Origin of the sequence: Kineosporia sp. A_224 (assembly GCF_002198655.1) — a bacterium.
Classification (GTDB): Bacteria; Actinomycetota; Actinomycetes; order Actinomycetales; family Kineosporiaceae; genus R-H-3.
The window spans coordinates 1-20136 of record NZ_MWLN01000182.1 but is presented as its reverse complement, the minus strand read 5'-3'; the positions used below and the strand labels follow the sequence as shown (position 1 = coordinate 20136).

Genomic DNA, 20136 nt, shown 5'->3' with positions numbered 1-20136 from the left:
GCCCCGCCGCCGGCGGTCGCGGCCGCTCGGACGACGACGGGCCCGGCCCGCACCTGCAGATCGTCCGCTGACGACCGGACGACGTCGCCGCCCGCTTCGTACCTGTTCACTGGCCGGGCGGGTGCTCACCGGCCAGTGAACACCCCTCGCCGGCGTCGTGACCCCGGCGTGACCTTCGGCGCGCCGTCCCTCCCGCTCTAGCCGGGGGTGCGGACTCCTTGGTAGAACACGGGTGCGACGGCCCCTCCGTGCCGCCCGCAGCCCCGAGCAGGGAGCCAGGCCGCATGCCGAACCACACCGCGGACGCCGTCGTCGTCGGCGCCGGAGTCATCGGGTGCGCCGTCGCCCACGCCCTCGCCCGGGACGGCCTGCGCGTCGCGGTCGTCGCCCGCGAGGGCGCGCCCGGCCTCGGCTCGACGAGCGCCTCGTCGGCGATCATCCGCTTCAACTACTCCACCCTCGCCGGCGTCGCGACGTCCTGGGAGGGCAAGTTCGCCTGGGAGGCGTGGGAGGAGTTCCTCGGCGGCCCGGACGACGACGGCCGGGCGGCGCGGTTCCACAAGGTGGGCTCGTTCTGCCTCGACGCCCCGGGCCTGGCCCCGGAGAAGGTGCTGCCGCTGTTCGACACCGTCGGCGTGCCGTACGAGGTGTGGGACGCCGCGACCCTGCGCGAGCGGATCCCGAGCATCGACAACGGCCGGTTCTACCCGCCGAAGCCGGTCGACAGCGAGGAGTTCCTCGCCGACCCGGACGGCGAGCTCGGCGCGTTCTACATGCCCGAGGCCGGTTTCGTCGACGACCCGCAGTTCGCCGCGCACAACCTCGCGACCGCGGCCCGGCGGCTGGGCGCCGCGTTCTTCTTCAAGGCCACCGTGACCGGCGTCGCCCGGGCCGGCGGCCGGGTGGCCGGCGTCGACCTCGCCGACGGCACCCGGATCGACGCCCCGGTCGTCGTCAACTGCGCCGGCCCCGCGTCGAGCCGGCTCAACGCCCTCGCGGACGACGGCGGCGACGTCCTCGGCGACTTCAACGTCTCGACCCGCCCGCTGCGCAACGAGGTGCACTACGTGCCCGAGCCGCCCGGGTACAGCGCCGGCCGGGTGGCCGGGCCGGTCGCCGCCGACCTCGACCTCGGCACCTACTGGCGGGGCACCCCGAACGGCGAGATCCTCGTCGGCGGCACCGAGCCGGCGTGCGACCCGATGCACTTCGTCGACGACCCCGACGACTTCAACACCGGGGTCACCGAGGAGATCTACACCGCGCAGGTCTACCGCGCCGCGCGGCGCTTCCCCGAGCTCACGGTCCCCAACCGCCCCAAGGGGATCGGGGCCGTCTACGACGTCACCGACGACTGGATCCCGATCTACGACCGGACGGCGCTGCCGGGCTACTACGTCGCGATCGGCACGAGCGGCAACCAGTTCAAGAACGCCCCGATGGCCGGGCTCTACCTGCAGCGGATCATCGCGGCGAGCGAGAACGGCGTCGACCACGACACGACCCCCGTCACCGTCGACCTGCCGCACAGCGGGCAGACGGTCGACCTGTCGGCGTTCAGCCGGCGCCGCGTCATCAACCGGGACAGCAGCTTCACCGTCATGGGCTAGGAGAAGGCCATCAACAGCAACCACTACCGCTGCGTCGTCATCGGGGGCGGCGTCGTCGGCGCGAGCGTGCTCTACCACCTGGCCAAGCTGGGCTGGACCGACCTCGTGCTCGTCGAGCGGTCCGAGCTCACCGCGGGCTCGACGTGGCACGCGGCGGCAGGCTTCCACGCCCTCAACGCCGACCCGAACGTCGCGGCGCTGCAGGCGTACACGATCAACCTGTACAAGGAGCTCGAGGCCGAGACCGGCCAGTCGTGCGGGCTGCACATGCCCGGCGGCGTGAGCATCGCCGGCACCCCGGAGCGCTGGGAGTGGCTCCAGGCGCAGTGGGCCGTCTACCAGACCCTCGGCATCGACACCGTGCACCTCATCTCGCCCGCCGAGGTGAAGGAGCTCGCGCCGATCATGGACGTCGAGGGTGTCCACGGTGCCCTGTTCGACGAGATCGAGGGCCACCTCGACGCCTCCGGCACGACGTACGCCTACGCCGCCGCGGCGAAGCAGCGCGGCGCGGAGATCGTCCTGCACAACCGGGTTCTCGAGCTCGTGCAGCGCCCCGGCGGCGGCTGGACCGTCGTCACCGAGCAGGGCACCGTCACCGCGGACAACGTCGTGAACGCGGCCGGGCTGTGGGCCAAGCAGGTCGGCCGGATGGCCGGCGTCGACCTGCCGGTGACGCCGATGGAGCACCACTACCTCGTCACCGAGCCGCTCCCCGAGGTCCAGGCGCTCACCAAGGAGCTGCCGATGATGATGGACCTCGAGGGCTACACGTACGCCCGGCAGGAGCAGGGCGGCCTGCTCCTCGGCGTCTACGAGCTCACCCCGAAGCACTGGAACCTCGACGGCGTGCCGTGGGACTACGGCCTCGAGCTCATCCCCGAGGACATCGACCGGATCGCCCCCGAGCTCGCCGTCGGCTTCGAGCGCTACCCGTGCCTGGACGGCGCGGGCATCCGGCGCTGGGTCAACGGCGCGTTCACCTTCACCCCGGACGGCAACCCGCTCGTCGGCCCGGTCCGCGGGCTGCCCGGGTACTGGGTCGCGTGCGGTGTCATGGCCGGGTTCAGCCAGGGCGGCGGTGTCGGTCTGACGCTCGCGCAGTGGATGGTGGACGGCGAGCCCGCCGGCGACGTCTACGGCATGGACGTCGCGCGGTACGGCGCGTACGCGAGCGGCCGCGGCTACCTCGAGGCGACGACCGGCCAGTTCTACAAGCGCCGCTTCGTCATGACGTACCCGAACGAGCAGCTGCCCGCGGGCCGCCCGCTCAAGACCTCGGCGATCCACACCGACCTCGACGCCGCCGGCGCCCGCTGGGGCGTCTCGTGGGGCCTGGAGACGCCGCTCTACTTCGCCGCCGACCCCGGCTTCACCGAGACCCCGACCCTGCGGCGCAGCAACGCCTTCGAGCACGTCGCCCGCGAGGTGACCGCCACCCGCGAGGGCGTCGGGATCCTCGACACGACGGCGTTCTCCCGGTACGAGGTGCGCGGCCCGGGTGCGCGGGCCTGGCTCGAGCAGCTCGTCGCCTCCAAGGTGCCGGGCGTCGGCGGCATCCGGCTCGCGCCGATGCTCAGCCCGTCCGGGCGCCTGCTCGGCGACCTCACCCTGACCTGCTGGGCGGACGACGAGTTCTGGCTCATGGGCTCGTACTACCTGCGCGAGTGGCACATGCGCTGGTTCGAGTCCCAGCTCCCCGGGGCCGGCGGTGACGCGAGCGGTGCGGCACCGGCCGGCAGCGTCGCCGTCCGCGACATCTCGGACGACGTCGCGGGCGTCTCGCTCTCCGGCCCGGCCGCCCGCGACCTGCTCGCCGCCGTGACGAAGGACGACGTCTCGGGCGCCGCGCTCAAGCGGATGCGGGCGACGACGCTCGACGTCGGTCTGGTCCGCGCCCGCGCCGGCCGGCTCTCGGTGACCGGCGAGACCGGGTACGAGCTCAACGTCCCGGCCGCGCAGCTGCGCTCGCTCTACGCGACGCTGCGCGAGGCCGGGGCGGGGCTCTCGGCCCGCGGCGTCCCGGTGGCCGACATCGGATACACGTGCGTGAACTCGCTGCGCCTGGAGAAGTCCTACGGCATCTGGTCCAAGGAGTTCACCTGGGCCTACACCCCCGGGATGAGCGGCCTGGACCGGTTCGTCGCCTTCGACAAGCCGGCGTTCGTCGGCCGGGAGGCCGCCCTGCGCGAGAAGGAGACCGGCCCGGCGCAGCGCCTCGTCACCCTCGACGTCGCGACGAAGGACGCCGAGGCCGGCCCGTTCGAGCCGGTCTGGTCGGGGGAGCGGCGCGTCGGGTTCGTGACGTCGGGCGGGTACGGGCACAGTGTCGGGCGGAGCCTGGCGATGGCCTACCTCGACGTCGACCTCGCCGTCCCGGGCACGCCGCTCGAGGTGCACGTCGTCGGCGTCCGCACCCCGGCGACGGTCGTCGAGGACAGCCCGTACGACCCCGAGGGACTGCGCCAGCGCGGTTGATCCGTCCGTTTCAGCCTGATCGGCGAACAGCACGTCCAACCAAATAGTGGTGCTATGACCACCACATATTGACGACGGGTTCGCGCGCTCCCGACCATGGGGCGGGGCCCTGCGACGACTGGAGGAACCGACGTGTTCCGCAACGACATGCCCTACTACGAGATCATCTCGCCCGAGGGCCTGGAGACGATCGAGCGGGGCTGGAAGCGGCTCGTCAGCGAGATCGGCATCGAGTTCCTCCACGAGGAGGCGCTCGAGCTGTTCCGGGCCGCCGGGCAGAAGGTCGAGGACAGCGTCGTCCACCTCGACCCCGAGTTCGTCCTCGAGATGGTCGCGAAGGCCCCGAGCGAGTTCCACCTGCGCGCGCGCAACCCGGAGCACTCGGTCGTGCTCGGCGGGCGGAACATGGTCTTCCCGTGCGTCTCCGGGCCGCCGTTCTTCCGGACGGGCGACGAGCGCCGCGACGGCACCCTGTCGGACTACGAGCTCATGGCCAAGCTCGTCCAGTCGTTCCCGCAGCTCGACATGGCGACCATGCCGATGATCGAGCCCAACGACCGGCCGCTCGACTCCCGGCACCTCGACATGCTCTACGCGAGCTTCACCCTCACCGACAAGCCGATCTTCGGGTCGGCGCTGTCGAACGCGAACGCGCTGGACTCCATCGAGGCCGCCCGGATCGTGCACCGCGGGCACGACCTGTTCGTGCCCGCCGGCGAGGACGGCCGCCCGACGACGTCGATCATGACGATCGTCAACGTGAACTCCCCGCTGCGCTACGACGACCGGATGCTCGAGGCGCTGCTGCGCTACGCCGAGGCCGGGCAGGGCGTCGTCGTCACCCCGTTCCTCCTCATGGGGGCGATGGCCCCGGTGAGCACCGTCTCGGCGCTCGCCCAGCAGACCGCGGAGTCGCTCGCGGGCATCGCGCTCATGCAGCTCGTCCGGCCGGGGACGCCCGCGGTCATGGGGTCGTTCCTCTCGACGACGGACATGCAGTCCGGCTCGCCGGCCTTCGGCGGTCCGGAGTCGGCGAAGGGGCTGTACGCCTCCGGGCAGATCGCCCGCCGCTACGGGCTGCCCTGGCGGGCCGGCGGCGGCGGCCTGACCTCGAGCCAGACCCTGGACGCCCAGGCCGCCTACGAGGCCTTCAACACCCTGCTCGCGGCCTTCCAGGCGGGGGCCAACCTCGTCGTCCAGTCGGCCGGGTGGCTCGAGTCCGGTCTCGTCTCGTCGCCGGACAAGCTCGTCATGGACGTCGAGCTGCTCCGGGTGCTGCGCGAGCAGTTCTCCCCGCTCGTCGTCGACGAGGACGCGCTCGCCTTCGAGGCGCACGACGAGGTCCGGCACGGCGGGCACTTCCTCGGGGCGGCGCACACGATGACGCGCTTCCGGACGTGCTTCTACCGGCCGATGCTCTCCTCGACCGAGAACTTCGAGCGGTGGGTGAGCAAGGGCGGCCGGGACACCGCGACCCGGGCCGGCGAGATCTGGCGCGAGACGGTCGAGAAGTACGAGCTCCCGGCGATGGACGAGTCGGTCCACGACGAGCTGCTCGCGTTCGTGAACCGGCGCCGCACCGAGCTCGGCGACTGACCGCGGCCGGGACGGCGGAGCGAGGGCGACAGGCACGTGGAGATCACCGACTTCTCGATGGACTTCTTCTCCCTCAAGGGGAAGCGGGCCGTCGTCACCGGGGGCAACACCGGGCTCGGGCGGGCCTTCACGCTCGCCCTCGCCACGGCCGGGGCCGACGTCCTCGTCCCGGGGCTCGCGGACGACGACGGGACGACGCGCGCCCAGGTCGAGGCGGTCGGGCGCCGGATGGAGTTCATGGCCGTCGACGTCACCGCGCCCGGTGCGCCCAGGCGCATCGTCGAGGCGTGCGTCGAGACCCTCGGCGGCATCGACGTCCTCGTCAACAGCGCGGGGATCTGCCACATCGCTCCGGTCGACGAGTTCGGCCGCGAGCTGTGGGACCCGATGGTCGCGGTGAACCTCACGGCGCCCTTCGAGCTGAGCCACGAGGCCGCCCGCCTCATGGTCGCCCAGGGCTCGGGGAAGATCGTCAACATCTGCTCGCTCTTCTCCTACCTCGGCGGGCAGTGGTCGCCGGCCTACGCGGCGACCAAGCACGGCCTCGCCGGGTTCACCAAGGCGTACTGCGACGAGCTCGCGCAGCACAACATCCAGGTCAACGGGATCGCGCCCGGCTACTACGCCACCGACATCACCGCGAAGACCCGCTCCGACCCGGACGCGAACCGGCGCGTCCTCGAGCACATCCCGGCCGGCCGGTGGGGCGAGGCCCAGGACCTCATGGGCGCGCTGGTCTTCCTCGCCGGGCGCGCGTCCGACTACGTCAACGGTCACCTGCTCGTCGTCGACGGCGGGTACCTGGTCCGATGACGCCAGTGGGTCCGATGACGGCAGTGGGTCCGATGGCGGCAGTGGTTCCGATGGCGGTGAGGGCGCGATGAGGTACCTCGTCGGCATCGACGGCGGCTCGCAGAGCACCAAGGTCGTCGTCTACGACGAGACCGGGCGGCCCGTCTGTGAGGGCCGGGTCCCGTTGCGGCCCAACGCGACTCCCGTGCCCGGTGTCGTCGAGCACCCGGACGACGACCTGTGGGACTCCCTCGCCGGCGCCTGCCGGCAGGCGATGGCGGCCTTCCCCGGCGACCCGGCCGACATCGCCGCCGTCGGCCTGTGCACGATCCGGTTCTGCCGCGCGATGCTGCGCGCCGACGGCTCGCTCGCGGGCCCGGTCCTCAGCTGGATGGACGCCCGGGTGTCCCGGCCCTACGAGCACGTCGACCCGTCGGTCGCGTGGGTGACCGCGTCGTCCGGGTACGTCGGGCACCGGCTCACCGGAGCCTTCGTCGACACGCAGGCGAACTACGCCGGGCAGTGGCCGTTCGACGGGGCCGCCCTCGACTGGCTGCCGCCCGGGCCGGGCGGCGGCTACCCGGGCACCGACGCCCGGCGCGACATGCTCTTCGACCTCGTCGCCCCGGGGGAGGTGCTCGGCACCCTGACGCCCGCGGCGGCGGCCGCGACCGGGCTGCCGGCCGGCGTCCCCGTCGTCGCGACCGCGAACGACAAGGCGGTCGAGGCGCTCGGGTGCGGCCTCGTTGACTCCGGCGGCGTCCTCGTCTCGCTCGGCACGTACGTCGCGGGGATGGTCGTCGGCGACCGCTGGGCGCCCGACCTGCAGGACGCGTGGACCAACTTCGCGTGCGTCCCCGGCCGGTACCTCTTCGAGAGCCACGGGGTGCGGCGCGGGATGTGGACGGTGAGCTGGCTGCGGGACCTGCTCGGCGCCGAGCTGGCGACCCGGGCGGCCGCCGAGGGCGTCGCACCCGAGGACGTCATGAACGCCGCGGCCGAGCGGGTGCCGCCCGGCAGCGACGGTCTCATGACCGTCCTCGACTGGCTCGCCCCGACCGACGCCCCGTACCGCAAGGGCGTCATGCTCGGTTTCGACGCCCGGCACGGCTGGCCGCACCTGTACCGCTCCGTCGTCGAGGGCCTGGCGCTGACGATGCGCACCTGCCTCGACGCGATGTACGCCGAGCTGCGCCTGACGCCGTCCCACGCCGTCGTGTCCGGCGGCGGTGCCGCGAGCGCGCTGACGCTGCAGGTCTTCGCCGACGCGCTCGGGATGCCGGTCGCCCGGCCCGCGGTGAGCAGCGCCGCGAGCCTCGGCGCGGCGATCTGCGCCGCGGTCGGCGCCGGCCTCGCGCCCGACGTCGCGACCGCGGCGGCCCGGATGGTGCGGCCCGGGCCGCAGGCCGACCCGCGCCCCGACGTCGTGGAGCTGTACGAGCGGCTGCGCGAGATCCACGGCTCGATCCGCACCGGCACCGACCCTGTCCTGGCCCGCAGCTACGAGATCTTCCACTGAAGGGTTCCGTCATGTCGCCCAGCACGCTCACCCGGGAGGCGGTCGTCGCCGGCCTCGTCGGCCTCGTCGGCGCCGACAAGGTCGTCACCGACCCCGAGGAGCTGCGCCGCAGCAGCGTCGACCGCTTCCGCAAGTACGAGGACATCTGCGGCGTGTGGACCCAGCCGCCGCCGGCCGCCGTCGTCATGGCGACGTCGACCGCGGACGTCGCGGCCGTGCTCGCCTTCGCGGACGCGCACGGCGTCAACGTCGTGCCCCGCACCGGGCGGTCGGCGACCGAGGGCGGCCTCGAGACCGTCGTCCCCGACTCGGTCGTCCTCGACGGGTCGGGGATGAAGGACGTCCTGTCGGTGGACGAGGTGAACATGCAGGTGACGGTGCAGTGCGGCGTCGGCCTGCAGGAGCTCGACGACCTGCTCCGCGTGCGCGGCTGGACGACGGGCCACTCGCCGCAGTCGAAGCCGCTGGCGCAGCTGGGCGGCCTCGTCGCGACCCGGAGCATCGGCCAGCTCTCGACGCTCTACGGCGGGATCGAGGACATGGTCGTCGGCCTCGAGGTGGTCTTCCCCGACGGCACCGTGTCCCGGATCAAGAACGTCCCGCGCAGGGCGGCGGGGCCGGACATCCGGCACGTCGTCATCGGCAACGAGGGCGCGCTCTGCTTCGTCACCGAGGTGACGGTGAAGATCTTCCCGTACCGCCCGGAGAACAACCGCTACCTCGGCTGGACGCTCGACTCCATGGCCGAGGGCTTCGCCGTCCTGCGCGAGGTCATGGCGCAGGGGCTGCGGCCGTCGGTCGCCCGGCTCTACGACGGGCCGGACGGCGCCCAGCACTTCTCGCACTTCGCCGAGCCCCTGGAGTGCACGCTCGTCTTCGTCACCGAGGGGCACGCGGCGATCGCCGATGCCACCGCGACGGCGATCGCCGACATCGTCGCAGCGCGGGGCACCTGCCGTCCCGTCGACGGCGCGGTCATCGAGGCCTGGTTCGACCGGCTCAACTGGGGGCCGGAGCAGGTTGCCGCGGAACGGGTCGAGATCGCCGAGACGAAGAGCATCGGGTTCACCACCGAGGTCTCCGCCGGCTGGTCGGCGATCCACGACATCTACGTCGAGGCAAGGTTCCGGATCCTCGCCGAGATCGAGGGCATCGAGATGGTCGGCGGCCACTCGTCGCACAGCTACGTCAACGGCACCAACATGTACTTCGTGTACTACTACAACGTCGGCGACTGCCCGCCGGAGGAGGAGATCACCCGGTTCCACACGCCGATCAACGCGATCATCTGCGAGGAGACGCTGCGCTTCGGCGGGTCGATCGTCCACCACCACGGCGTCGGCAAGCACCGCACCGCGTGGATCGAGGACGAGCACGGCAGCGCGTGGCCGATGCTCGCGCGGCTCAAGCAGGCGTTCGACCCGAACGGCATCATGAACGCCGGGACGATCTGGCCGCGGCCGTTGGGGTGACCCGCGCGGCTATCGGACGCTGACGTGGACGTGGTCGTAGTGGTTCGCCGTGGCGCCGCCGCGGTCCGCCATGAACTTCCACCGGCCGGCGGGGTCGCCGGCCATCCAGATGCGCTGCTGGTAGATGACGTAGGTGACGCCGAGCTCGCGGGCGTTGGCCTGGACGTACCGGGCGATCCTCGTGCCGGGGGCGCCCGACACCATGATGTCGACGGCACGGCCGGTGCCGTGGTCCCGGGGGTCGCCGGGGCGGTAGCCGCCGAACGACGACACCGAGCCGCCGTAGGCCGCGCACACGGCGCGGTAGACGGCACGGGCGTTCGCCGTGAGATGGGGTTCGATGGCCCTGCTCTTGCGGCACCTGGCGTTCGACACCCCGGCAGGTGCCCGCCGCGCCGCGGACCGCGACGTCTTCGCCGTCCGCGACTCGGGCTTCGTCGTCGACAGGAACGTCGACCTGACCCAGCCGGCGCGGCCGTCGACGACGACCTGGGTCCACCCGCTGCGGGTCAGCCCGGTCACGCCCGTGCGGGCGCGGGCCGCGAGGCCGTCGATGCGGTCGCTGCCCGCCGACGGGCCGGAACGGACGTTGACGTCCCGCGTGACCCACTTCCTCCCGACGACGCTCGGGACCGGGGCCGGCCGCGGCGCGGCGGCAGGGGTCCGGACGGCGGGCGCCGGCGGCGACGTCCGGCTGCGGTCCCGGCTGGTGCGTTCCTCGATCCGCAGCGCCGCCGCGGCACGGCCGGCGGCCTCCCGACGGGCCGTGTCCTGCTGCTCGCCCGCGGCGGCGGCGGCGGGCTGCGCCGAGGCCTGCGGACCTGCTGCCGGCCACAGCGTGGCGCCCAGGGTCACCCCTAGCGCGGCCACGCCCACGCCAGCCGTGACGAGGGGGCGCGGGAGCCGGGGGCGGTAAGGGGTCGACGGCTGCCCGGTGGGCTCCGCACGGTGGTGACGCAAGGGCACGAGTTCTCTCCTGATCGGGACGACAACTCGAGCAATGTAACCAGATCGGTATAAACAACCCTCAAACGATCACGTACGACAAAGCGACACAAAGTGCTGCCGCGGTGACGCAGATGTACCGGTCGTGCGCGGCGAGGGTCGCCGGCGGGCGCAGGGAGGACCCGGAAGTGAGAGCGGCGTCACCCGGCTTCTCCGTGGACGGCGGGCGCGGTGGGGGCCACGGGCAGCGCGGCGGACCGGGCCCGGCCCGGAGGTCAGAGCGCGCGCGAGAACACGACGCGGTCCTCGCCGGGGCCGTCGTAGTCGACGTGCACCGACGGGGCGACGCGCTCGAAGCCCATCCGGGTGTGGAAGGCGATGGAGCCGGTGTTCACCGGTGACGTGATGGCCCGCACCCGGGTGCAGCCGAGGCCGCGCAGGTCGGCGAAGGTGCGCTCGTAGAGGTCGCGGCCCAGGCCGGACGCGCGGTGCACGGGGTCGACGCCGACGAAGTGGATGTAGCCGGCCGTCGGGTCGTCCTGGGAGACGAAGGCGACGACGAAGCCGGCGAGCGCACCGTCGTCCGTCTCGGCGACGAGCGAGGTGCCGGCGAAGTGCTTGAAGAACAGGCGAGGCAGCATCCCGGACATGTCGCGCCCGCCCCACCACGCGTCGAGCACGGGCGCGATCCGGGCGTGGTCGGCCTCGTCGGGCCGGCGCCACCGGAAGCCTTCGGTCACGCCTGCGGCCTCAGCGTCGGCGACGCGTCGGCGTCGAGCCGAGGGCCGTCTCGACGGCGGCGCAGGCCCGCCGCAGCGGCGGCAGGGCGGCCTTGCGCGACCTCGCGGTGAACCGGATCGTCGGCCCGGTGATGTTGAGGCTCGCGACGAGGGTGCCGTCGAAGAAGATGCCGCACGAGATGGCCGCGATGCCGTCCTCGATCTCGTCCTCGATCTGCGACCAGCCCGTCGCGCGGACCTCGTCGAGCTGGGCGCGGAAGACGTCGGGGTCGGTGATGGTGCGGGACGCCACCTTCGTGAGCGGGCCGCGCAGGAACGCCTCCACCCGCGCGGGGTCGGCATGGGCGAGCGCGAGCTTGCCCGAGCTCGACGTGTGGAGCGCGAACGGGCGGCCGACCCAGTTCGTCATGCCGAGCATGTGCGGGCCGTCGATCTGGCGCACGAGCGCGAGCGACCCGTCGGGCAGGCTCACCGTGAGCGTCACCGACTCGCGCACCCGCTCGGCGAGCTCCTCCATCGGCCGCCGTGCGCTGTCGAGGATGAGCTCGGTGAGGTTCGTCGTCCGGGCGAGGTTGTGCAGCCCGGGCCCGATGACGACGCGGTCGTCGGGCAGCCGGGCGAGCAGCCGCTCCGCGACGAGGGACTCGATCATCCGCAGCGCCGTCGCCCGCGGCAGGTCGGCGGCCCGCGCGAGCGCCGAGACGGTCGCCCCGGCGCCGCTGTCGGCGGCGGCGCGCAGGAGCGCCGCCGCCTTGCGGACCGACTGGTTCTCGCGCTGCGTCGTCCGGGTGTCGCCGTCCGCCCCCTCGGCGTCCGGGGGCGTCCGCGTCGTGACAGCCATCATCGGGTCGCCTGCCGTCAGGCCTGCACGGTCTCGGCGGCCTGCAGCCCGCGCAGCTCCTCGAGCGGGATGTGGCAGGCCATCCGGTGCCCCGGCTCGACCTCGACGAGCGGCGGGACCTCGGTCTCGCAGATCCCGCTCTCCAGCCGGCGCGGGCAGCGCGTGTGGAAGACGCAGCCGGGCGGCGGCGCCGCGGCGCTCGGGACCTCGCCGTCGAGCCGGATCCGGGTCTCGGGCGCCCCGTCCACGCTCGGCACGGCGGAGAGCAGCGCCTCGGTGTACGGGTGGTGCGGCCCGGCGAAGACGTCGGCCGCGGGGCCGACCTCCATGATGCGGCCGAGGTAGAGCACCGCGATCCGGTCCGAGAGGTAGCGGACGACGCCGAGGTCGTGCGAGATGAAGACGTAGCTCGACTGCTCGTCGCGCTGCAGGTCGGCGAGCAGGTTGAGGATCGCCGCCTGCACCGAGACGTCGAGGGCGCTCGTCGGCTCGTCGCAGACGACGATCCGCGGGTCGCCCGCGAACGCGCGCCCGATCGCGACGCGCTGCTTGAGGCCGCCGGACAGCTGGCGTGGCTTGAGGTCGAGGTGGCGCGGGGTGAGCCGGACGTGGTTGATGAGCACCTCGAGCCGGTCGTCCGCCTCGTTCCCGGTGATGCCCGTGAGCTTGGAGAGCGCGCGGGAGAGGATCGCGCGCACCGACTGCGCCCGGTTGAGCGCGGAGTCCGGGTTCTGGAAGACGATCTGGATCGACCGGCGGGCGTCCTGGGGGCGCTTGCGGGTGCTGCCCTCGAGCGGGACGCCGTCCAGCACGACCCGGCTGCCGGCGTCCGGCTGCTGGATGCCGAGGATCGTCTTGGCGAGCGTCGTCTTGCCCGAGCCGGACTCGCCGACGAGGCCGAGGGTCTCGCCGGGGCGCAGATCGAGGTTGACGTCGACGAGCGCGTGGATGCTGCGCCGGTTCTGGTGGAACGTCACGTTGACGCCCTCGAGCCGCAGGATCGGCTCCACCTCGCGGGCGCCGGGGTCGGTGCCGTCGAGCAGCCCCGCGGGCGCGATCTCGGCGACCTTGTCGATGTGGTGGCAGCGCGCGAAGCGGGCACCGCTCGTGTCGGCGCCGAGCGCCACGACGGGCGGCGCGTCGGTGCGGCAGAGGTCGGTCGCGATCGGGCACCGGTCGACGAAGACGCACGTGGGCAGCGACTCGCCGATCTGCGGCAGGAAGCCGGGGATCGTGTCGAGGCGGCGGTCGTTCTTGCGCGCTCCGTGCCGCGGCAGGCAGCGCAGCAGGCCGACCGTGTACGGGTGCGACGGGTTGTCGAAGACCTCGGCGGCGCGGCCCTGCTCGACGACCTTGCCGGCGTACATGACGCCGACCCGGTCGCAGATCCGCCGGATGACCCCGAGGTTGTGCGCGATGAGCAGGACGGCGGCGCCGGTGTCCTCGCGGAGCGACTCGACGAGGTCGAGCACCTCCGCCTCGACGGTCGCGTCGAGACCCGTCGTCGGCTCGTCGAGGACGAGGAGCTTGGGGTCGTTCGCGAGCGCCATCGCGATGACGACGCGCTGCTGCATGCCGCCGGAGAGCTGGTGCGGGTAGCGCTCCATGACCCCGCGCGGGTCGGAGATCCGCACCCGGCGCAGCGCCTCGAACGCGCGGTCGCGGGCCTCGGCCTTGGAGGCGCCGAGCATCGTGAACGCCTCGGCGACCTGCATGCCGATCTTCAGCGTCGGGTTCAGGGCGGCGCCCGGGTCCTGGTAGACCATCGAGACGTCGTTGAGCCGGACCTGGCGCAGGTCGGACGACGACATGCTGGTGACGTCCTTGCCCGCGATGAGGGCCCGGCCCGCGGCGACCCGGCCGTTGTCGGGGAGCAGCCCGAGGGCCGAGTAGGCCGTCGTCGACTTCCCGCAGCCGGACTCGCCGACGAGCCCGAAGGACTCGCCCGGCCGCACCGAGAACGAGACGCCCCGCAGGACGCGGCGCGGGATGCCCCGGACGAGGAAGTCGACCTCGAGGTTCTCGACGTGGAGCGCGGCGGTGGCCGGGTCCGAGCCCGCGAGCGGGTCGACGGCGACCGGTGCCGCTGCTGCGGAGTCGTTGTCGTGCAGTGGGTCGATCATCGGATCGGTCATCGGGACAGCACCCCCTGAAGCGCGTCGGCGATGAGGTTGACCGCGATCACCAGGCTCGCGATCGCCAGCGACGGGTAGACGACGGGCCACCAGTACCCGCTGATGATGAAGCTGTACTCGTCGGAGATCGCCAGCCCCCAGTCCGGCGAGGGCGGCTGGACGCCGACCCCGAGGAACGACAGCGTCGCGACGGTGAAGATGGCGTAGCCGATGCGGACCGTGAGCTCGACGATGATCGGGCCGGTGATGTTCGGCAGGATCTCGCGGAACATGATGTAGAACGACGACTCGCCCTGGAGCCGGGCCGCCTGCACGTAGTCGAGCTCGCGCTCGGCGAGCACGGCGGCCCGGACGGTCCGCGCGACGATCGGTGCGAAGAGCAGGCCGACGACGGTGAGGACGGTCGTGTTCGACGGGCCGAGGACGACGAGCGCGAGCAGGCCGACGACGGCGATGGGCAGCGACAGGAACGCCTCGACGACGCGCGACAGGATGTCGTCGACGGCGCCCCGGTAGAAGCCCATGACCAGGCCCAGGATGGTCCCCAGCGTGACGCCGATGACCGCCGAGACCGGCGCGACGATGAGGACGTCGCGCGCGCCGGTGATGATCCGGGAGAGGACGTCGCGTCCGAGCCGGTCGGTCCCGAGGAGGAAGTCCCCGCCGGGCGGGGCGTGCAGGAAGTCCGAGAAGTTCTGCTGGGGGTCGTAGGGCGCGATGGCCTTGCCGCCGACGGCGCAGACGACCCAGAAGATGACGATGAGGTTGCCGATGACGAAGGACGGCTTGCGCATGAGCAGCCGGAACGTCTCGCGGCGCGCCGTCTTGCGGGCCGTGAGGGCCGCGGCGGACGCCGTCATGCCCGGGCCCGCGGGGACGGTGACCATCTCGTTCATCTCCCGGTCGGCGAGGCCGTGGGTCATGTCTGCCGCGTCGCTGGTGCTGCCGCTCGGGGTGGCCGCGCTGTGCGGGCCGTCGGGGGGTCGCGTCGTCTCGCTCATGCGTTGGCCGCCAACCGGATCCGCGGGTTGAGGTAGGAGATGAGCAGGTCCGCCAGCAGGGTGGCGACCATGTAGATCGTGCCGATGACGAGGACGCCCGCCGACAGCACCGGCAGGTCCTTCGCCTTCGCCGCCGTGACGAGGAGCCGGCCCAGGCCGTTGACGTTGAAGATGACCTCGACGGCGAGCAGGCCGCCGAAGAGGTAGCCGGTCTGGGTCGCGACGACGGAGATCGTCGGCAGGAGGGCGTTGCGCAGGACGTGGGTGCGCAGCACCTTCGCCCGCGTCATGCCCTTCATCGTCGCCGTCCGCGTGTAGTCGGCCTCCAGGGCGCCGATCGTGCCCGCCCGGGCCATCCGCGCGATGTACCCGAAGTAGACGAGGACGAGTGCGAGCGAGGGCATGAGCAGGTAGTAGGCCTGCGTCCCGATCGAGGAGCCCTCCGGCCAGGTCGCGAGCACCGGCAGCACGTTGAGCTTGAGGCCCAGGACGAAGATGAGGAAGGTGCTCGTGACGAACTCGGGGATCGCCGAGCCGGCCAGGCCCAGGGTGACGATGACCCTGTCCGCGAGCCGGCCCTTGCGCAGCGCGGCGGCGATGCCGCCGACGACGCCGAGCGGCACCGTGAGCAGCAGGGCGAGGATCGCGAGCTTGGCCGAGTTCGACAGCGTCTGGCCGATGAGCTCGGTGACCGGCTGGCCGGACTGGTACGACGTGCCGAAGTCGAACGTGATGATGCCCTTGAGCAGCCGCCAGTACTGCACGAGCAGGGGCTGGTCGGTGCCGAGCTGCTTGTTGAGCTGGGCGACGGACTCGGCCGGCGCGAACGGGCCGAGGATGGCCCGGGCGACGTCCTGCGGGAGGACGTTGGAGATCGCGAAGACGATCAGGGTCAGGAGGAACAGCGTCACGACTGCGAGCGCTAGCCGCCGCAGGACGTAGACCACCATGGACTCACCCCCAGGTCGGGTGGCAGACGGGTCGGCGCCGGGCGGCGCGGGCAGGGCGGGTGCAGCAGATGGTGCGTGCGGTTCGGACGGGGCGGGCGGTTCCGTGCGGTGCGCAGACGGTGGTGCCGGTGACGGGCCGTACGACCCGTCACCGGCACACTCTGTCCGCCCGGTGCGTGAGAGTAAAGATCAGGCCTTGAGCCCGCACGCCGTGAGGTCGACCTGGCCGAGGGCCGTCGTCGCCATGCCGACGTACTTCGTCGAGTGGGCCGCGAGGTACTGGTAGAAGTACGGCACCAGGATCGGCGTGTCCTTCTGCATGATGTCGCTGATCTTGCGGCACGCGGTCTTCTGCGCGTCGACACCGATCGAGGCCTGGTAGGCCTTGAACGCCGCGTCGAAGTCCTTGCTGTTGTACTGCGAGGAGTTCCACACGCCGCCGCCCGACAGGGCCGCGTTGAGGTAGACGTCCGGCGTACCGCGGTGGCCGTAGTCGACGATGCCGAGGTCCGACGCACCCGAGCACGGCGGGTCGGCCGGCTTCTCGGGGCACCACTGCTTGCCGTAGAACGTGCTGCCGTCCTCGACCTGGATGTCGAGGGTGATGCCGGCCTTCGCGGCGTCCGACTTGATGAGCGTCGCGAGGTCCGGGATCTCCTGGAGCTTGACGGCGTGCAGCGTCGCCTTGAGGTTCGTCGCGCCCGCCGAGGCGAGGAGCGCCTTGGCCTTGTCGATGTCCTGCTTGCGCGCAGGCAGGGACGGGTCGGCGAACGGGTACACCGGGGCGATGACCGTGTCGGCCGCGACGTCGGCGGTGCCCTTCCACAGCGACTTGACCATCGCGTCGCGGTCGAGCGTCCAGGCGAGCGCCTCACGGACCTGCGGGTCCTTGAAGGCGCCCTTGTCGGTGCGCATCCAGACCTGCCGGTGGTTGGCCGACTTCAGCGAGATGACGGTGAGGTTGCTGTTGTTGAGCAGCGCCTCGCCGCCGTTGGCCTGGAACTGGACGATCGCGTCGACCTGGCCGGACTGCAGCGCGACGACCTGCGGCTGCAGGTCGGAGAAGAACACCCACTCGACGCTGTCGAGCGGGGTCTTCGTGCCCCACCACTTGTCGTTGCGCACGAACGTGGCGCCGGTCTTGGCGTCGAACTTCGTGATCTTCCAGGGGCCGGTGCCGTTCTGCTCCTTGTCGAGCGTGGCGCCGTCCGCCTGGGACTTGGGGATGATCGGCGACTGGGCGTTGTCCGGCGAGACGAGGTACGGGAAGTTGCCGTTCGGCCCGTTGAGCTTGAAGACGACGCTCTTGCCGTCGGGCGAGGTGACCGACCCCTTGTCGATGACGCCCTTGAGGGCGGAGTTGCCCGCGGCGCTCAGCCGGTCGAACGTCGAGATGACGTCGTCGGCGGTGAGGGGGGCGCCGTCCTTCTGCCAGGTGACGCCCGGGCGGAGGGTGAACGTCCACTCGGTGGCGTCCGCGTTCGGCTTCCACTCGGTCGCGAGGCCCGGCTTCAGCTGGAGGTCGCCGCCGGTGTAGACGAGGAACTCGTAGCACTGGGCGACGAGGCCGTAGGCGGCGAGGTCGACCATCTTCACCGAGTCGAGCGGGCCCGCCGGCGGGACGCTCGCGATCTTCATCGTGCCGCCGGTCTTGACACTGCCGGCGGTGCCGCCGCCCACGCCGACACCCGTCGACTGCCCGGCCGAGCCGGTGCTCGAGGCGATCGAGTTGGCCCCGCCGCACGCGGCGATGGTCGCGCCCGTCATCCCGAGCAGGAGCCCCATGCGGACGAACTCGCGCCGCGGCAGCCTGCCTGCGACGAAGGACTCGATGAGGTCGAGCTGGAGGGGGTTCGCCGCTCTGCGAATGGCGTCGTACTCCCGGCGTGCGGTCATGCCTGGCCACCTCTCTTCGTGGCCCACGGACGTGGACCGCGGCTGAAGAACTGCCTCGTCATGGGCATCGTGCCCTTGTGAAGGCTAGGTCGAGGCCTAGTTCTCCCAACTGGGGCATGAGCCTGTCAATACGCTCCGGCTCACCACATGGTCACGATCGGGTCACCACTTAGCGGTCGGGCGCCCGATGTTTCGTATGGCGCTCCGACATGTTTCGGGGCAGCACCTATCGGCCGGTTTGTCGCACTCGTGCCGCCCTGCCCCGGGGGCGGCGCCGGTCAGGCGCGCTTGCGCTCGGCGTAGGCCCGGGCCTTGGCCCGGTTGCCGCAGACGGCCATCGAGCACCAGCGGCGCCGGCGGCGCGGGTCGGCGAAGACCCAGCCGCAGCCGGTCCCCGGACAGGCCGCGACGCAGGTGCCGAGGGTCGAGGTGAGGAGGTCCTCCGCGGCGACCGCGACGGCGAGGACGGGCAGGTCGAGCGGGCTCACGGCGTCGGTGCCCGCGCGGCGCGCGCCGGCACCGGTGAGGCGCCAGGCCGCGGGCCCGCCGCCGGCCGGCGGGGCGAGCACGGACGCGGCCCGGGCGGCGGCCGCCTCGTGGGCGACGAGGGCCCAGTCGCCCTCGGTGCCGCGGCGCAGAGCGCACGCGTAGAGCGCCTCGCGCAGGGCGCCGGCGCGCAGCAGGGCCGCGGCCTGGGCGGGGGTGCTCGCGCTCGTGCCGAGCAGCGGGGAGACGTCGGCCGGGTCGAGCAGGCCCGCCTCGCGCGCCCACAGCCCGAGCGCACGGACCGAGGTGAGGTACTCCTTCGGTGCGTCGGTGCCCCAGCCCGCGCGCGTGTTGCAGAAGTCGAGCGCCGGGTGGCCGCCGACGGGGTCGGGCAGCGGGACGCCCTCGACGAGCTGCCAGGACATCGCGCCCTCCTTCCGTCGGACTCCTTCAGGCCGGTCCGGCCGGCAGGTCGGCACCCTGCCGCCGGTGGGGATCATCGTCGCCGACGGGCCGGGGCTTGACGTCGCCGGGTCGTCGTCCGGACGAATCCGGCCGTCGCGCTCATCTACTAACCACTGAATGATACTTTACCGGTTACCCACTGCGGATCGTCGGTGGGTACCGTCAGGCTCTCCTCGGAGCCCGGGAGGTGGGTGGCATGGCGCGGTCGGTCGGGGTCGTCCCCGGGCTGCTCGCCGCCCGCGTCCGGCACGCGGGGCGCCGACGGCTGCTCGTCGCCGCCGGTCTCGCGGTGGCCGCGGTGCTCCCCGTGCTCGCGGCGGCGCTCACGACGACCACGACGGACGCCGCGCTGCAGCGCGGCCTGGCGGCCCGGCCGGTCGGCGAGCGCAGCGTCATCGTCTCGTTCAACACCCCGGCGGACGCCGCGGAGCTCGGCCTGCTCGACGCGGCCGTCCGCCGCGAGCTGCCCCGGCTCTCCGGCCGGCCGCTGCACCGTCAGCTGATCTTCCGGGCGTTCGGCGACAGCCGCGGCGGCGACTACGTGCTCGCCGCCGCCGACGACCTGCCGGCCGCCGTCCGGCTCGTCGACGGCCGGCTCCCCGCCACGTGCACGCCGACGCTCTGCGAGGTGGTCTCGCTCGCCGACCCGGGACGGGACCCGTTCCTGGCCCCGGAGCTGGGCCTGCGGATCGTCGGGCACGCCCGGCGCACGGACCCGCTGCTGCTCACGGGCACGTTCGACCCGGGCCCGGACGCGACGGTGCTCCTCGGGGACGGCGTCGAGCGGGTGTCGCTGCTGGAGTCGCTCGCGCTACGGCAGCGCACGGTCGGCTGGGTCGCGGCGCTCGACCTCGACCGGGTCCGCCGCGAGGGCGTCGACGCCTGGCTCGCGGACGCGACCCGGGTCGCCGACGACCTGTGGATCGCCCGGGCCGGGCTCGTCCTGACGACCGTCGACGACGTCCTGCGTGCGGAGAACGCCCGGGCCCGGGCCTCGGCCGGCCGCTTCACCGTGCTGGGCAGCGCGACCGCCGTGCTGCTGCTCGGCACGGCCGTCGTCGGCGGGGCGGCGCTGCGCCGCGACCACGAGGCGTTCGTCGGGGCACTGCGCCGTCGCGGCGCCGGCCGCGGCGTCCTGCGCGCGCTGCTCGCCGGCGAGGTCGCCCTCGCGGCGACCGGCGGTGCGCTGCTCGGGGTGCTCGCCGGCGAG

At 72.8% G+C, this 20136-nt stretch carries 15 protein-coding genes; 7 read left to right on the top strand and 8 right to left on the bottom strand.

Features of this window, described 5'->3' with window-relative positions:
* Positions 1 to 284: 284 nt before the first annotated feature.
* The 6 genes from EDJALFJO_RS18850 to EDJALFJO_RS18825 all read left to right on the top strand — a co-directional run bounded on the left by EDJALFJO_RS18850 (position 285) and on the right by EDJALFJO_RS18825 (position 9467).
* Complete coding sequence (locus EDJALFJO_RS18850) at positions 285 to 1610, top strand: FAD-binding oxidoreductase (RefSeq protein ID WP_088287860.1); 1326 nt, start codon at positions 285 to 287, stop codon at positions 1608 to 1610.
* 9 nt (positions 1611 to 1619) lie between these two features.
* A complete protein-coding gene (locus EDJALFJO_RS18845; protein ID WP_088287859.1) occupies positions 1620 to 4088 on the top strand; it encodes an FAD-dependent oxidoreductase in 2469 nt (822 codons plus the stop codon).
* Between the two features lie 132 nt (positions 4089 to 4220).
* Positions 4221 to 5684: a trimethylamine methyltransferase family protein gene (locus tag EDJALFJO_RS18840; protein WP_088287858.1), complete on the top strand. Its 1464-nt coding sequence runs from the start codon at positions 4221 to 4223 to the stop codon at positions 5682 to 5684.
* A gap of 57 nt (positions 5685 to 5741) precedes the next feature.
* Entirely contained in the window at positions 5742 to 6497 is a 756-nt protein-coding gene (locus EDJALFJO_RS18835) for an SDR family oxidoreductase (protein ID WP_088287863.1), read from the top strand.
* A gap of 67 nt (positions 6498 to 6564) precedes the next feature.
* Positions 6565 to 7995 (top strand): FGGY-family carbohydrate kinase, encoded by a 1431-nt coding sequence (locus EDJALFJO_RS18830; protein ID WP_088287857.1) that lies wholly within the window; start codon positions 6565 to 6567, stop codon positions 7993 to 7995.
* A gap of 11 nt (positions 7996 to 8006) precedes the next feature.
* On the top strand, positions 8007 to 9467 hold the full coding sequence (locus tag EDJALFJO_RS18825; RefSeq protein WP_088287856.1) for an FAD-binding oxidoreductase: 1461 nt from the start codon (positions 8007 to 8009) through the stop codon (positions 9465 to 9467).
* Between the two features lie 9 nt (positions 9468 to 9476).
* Here EDJALFJO_RS18825 and EDJALFJO_RS18820 read toward each other — a convergent pair whose 3' ends face one another.
* The 8 genes from EDJALFJO_RS18820 to EDJALFJO_RS35695 form a co-directional block, all read right to left on the bottom strand.
* Positions 9477 to 10337: an SH3 domain-containing protein gene (locus EDJALFJO_RS18820; RefSeq protein ID WP_143448654.1), complete on the bottom strand. Its 861-nt coding sequence runs from the start codon at positions 10335 to 10337 to the stop codon at positions 9477 to 9479.
* 350 nt (positions 10338 to 10687) lie between these two features.
* Positions 10688 to 11152: a GNAT family N-acetyltransferase gene (locus EDJALFJO_RS18815; RefSeq protein ID WP_233149939.1), complete on the bottom strand. Its 465-nt coding sequence runs from the start codon at positions 11150 to 11152 to the stop codon at positions 10688 to 10690.
* Between the two features lie 10 nt (positions 11153 to 11162).
* Complete coding sequence (locus EDJALFJO_RS18810) at positions 11163 to 11993, bottom strand: IclR family transcriptional regulator (RefSeq protein WP_158220482.1); 831 nt, start codon at positions 11991 to 11993, stop codon at positions 11163 to 11165.
* Between the two features lie 17 nt (positions 11994 to 12010).
* Positions 12011 to 14128: an ABC transporter ATP-binding protein gene (locus tag EDJALFJO_RS18805; protein ID WP_233149938.1), complete on the bottom strand. Its 2118-nt coding sequence runs from the start codon at positions 14126 to 14128 to the stop codon at positions 12011 to 12013.
* Positions 14125 to 14988, bottom strand: coding sequence for an ABC transporter permease (locus EDJALFJO_RS18800; protein ID WP_088287861.1), 864 nt, complete (start codon positions 14986 to 14988; stop codon positions 14125 to 14127). Before EDJALFJO_RS18800 ends, EDJALFJO_RS18805 begins: the two co-directional genes overlap by 4 nt.
* A 137-nt stretch (positions 14989 to 15125) precedes the next feature.
* Complete coding sequence (locus EDJALFJO_RS18795) at positions 15126 to 16079, bottom strand: ABC transporter permease (protein WP_088287852.1); 954 nt, start codon at positions 16077 to 16079, stop codon at positions 15126 to 15128.
* 189 nt (positions 16080 to 16268) lie between these two features.
* Positions 16269 to 17975, bottom strand: coding sequence for an ABC transporter substrate-binding protein (locus EDJALFJO_RS18790; protein WP_088287851.1), 1707 nt, complete (start codon positions 17973 to 17975; stop codon positions 16269 to 16271).
* A gap of 278 nt (positions 17976 to 18253) precedes the next feature.
* On the bottom strand, positions 18254 to 18886 hold the full coding sequence (locus EDJALFJO_RS35695; RefSeq protein WP_158220481.1) for a CGNR zinc finger domain-containing protein: 633 nt from the start codon (positions 18884 to 18886) through the stop codon (positions 18254 to 18256).
* Positions 18887 to 19122: 236 nt separating this feature from the next.
* On the opposite strand from EDJALFJO_RS35695, the gene EDJALFJO_RS18780 reads away from it, so the two are divergent.
* Positions 19123 to 20136: hypothetical protein (locus EDJALFJO_RS18780; protein ID WP_143448653.1), on the top strand; the 1014-nt coding region annotated here is incomplete at its 3' end.

What these genes read in the sequence shown, in the direction of transcription:
- EDJALFJO_RS18850 (WP_088287860.1), top strand. Translation starts at nt 285, where the DNA reads ATGCCGAACCACACCGCGGACGCCGTCGTCGTCGGCGCCGGAGTCATC.
- EDJALFJO_RS18835 (WP_088287863.1), top strand. Translation starts at nt 5,742, where the DNA reads ATGGACTTCTTCTCCCTCAAGGGGAAGCGGGCCGTCGTCACCGGGGGC.
- EDJALFJO_RS18830 (WP_088287857.1), top strand. Translation starts at nt 6,565, where the DNA reads ATGAGGTACCTCGTCGGCATCGACGGCGGCTCGCAGAGCACCAAGGTC.
- EDJALFJO_RS18825 (WP_088287856.1), top strand. Translation starts at nt 8,007, where the DNA reads ATGTCGCCCAGCACGCTCACCCGGGAGGCGGTCGTCGCCGGCCTCGTC.
- EDJALFJO_RS18810 (WP_158220482.1), bottom strand. Translation starts at nt 11,993, where the DNA reads ATGGCTGTCACGACGCGGACGCCCCCGGACGCCGAGGGGGCGGACGGC.
- EDJALFJO_RS18805 (WP_233149938.1), bottom strand. Translation starts at nt 14,128, where the DNA reads ATGACCGATCCGATGATCGACCCACTGCACGACAACGACTCCGCAGCA.
- EDJALFJO_RS18800 (WP_088287861.1), bottom strand. Translation starts at nt 14,988, where the DNA reads ATGACGGCGTCCGCCGCGGCCCTCACGGCCCGCAAGACGGCGCGCCGC.
- EDJALFJO_RS18795 (WP_088287852.1), bottom strand. Translation starts at nt 16,079, where the DNA reads ATGGTGGTCTACGTCCTGCGGCGGCTAGCGCTCGCAGTCGTGACGCTG.
- EDJALFJO_RS18790 (WP_088287851.1), bottom strand. Translation starts at nt 17,975, where the DNA reads ATGACCGCACGCCGGGAGTACGACGCCATTCGCAGAGCGGCGAACCCC.
- EDJALFJO_RS35695 (WP_158220481.1), bottom strand. Translation starts at nt 18,886, where the DNA reads ATGTCCTGGCAGCTCGTCGAGGGCGTCCCGCTGCCCGACCCCGTCGGC.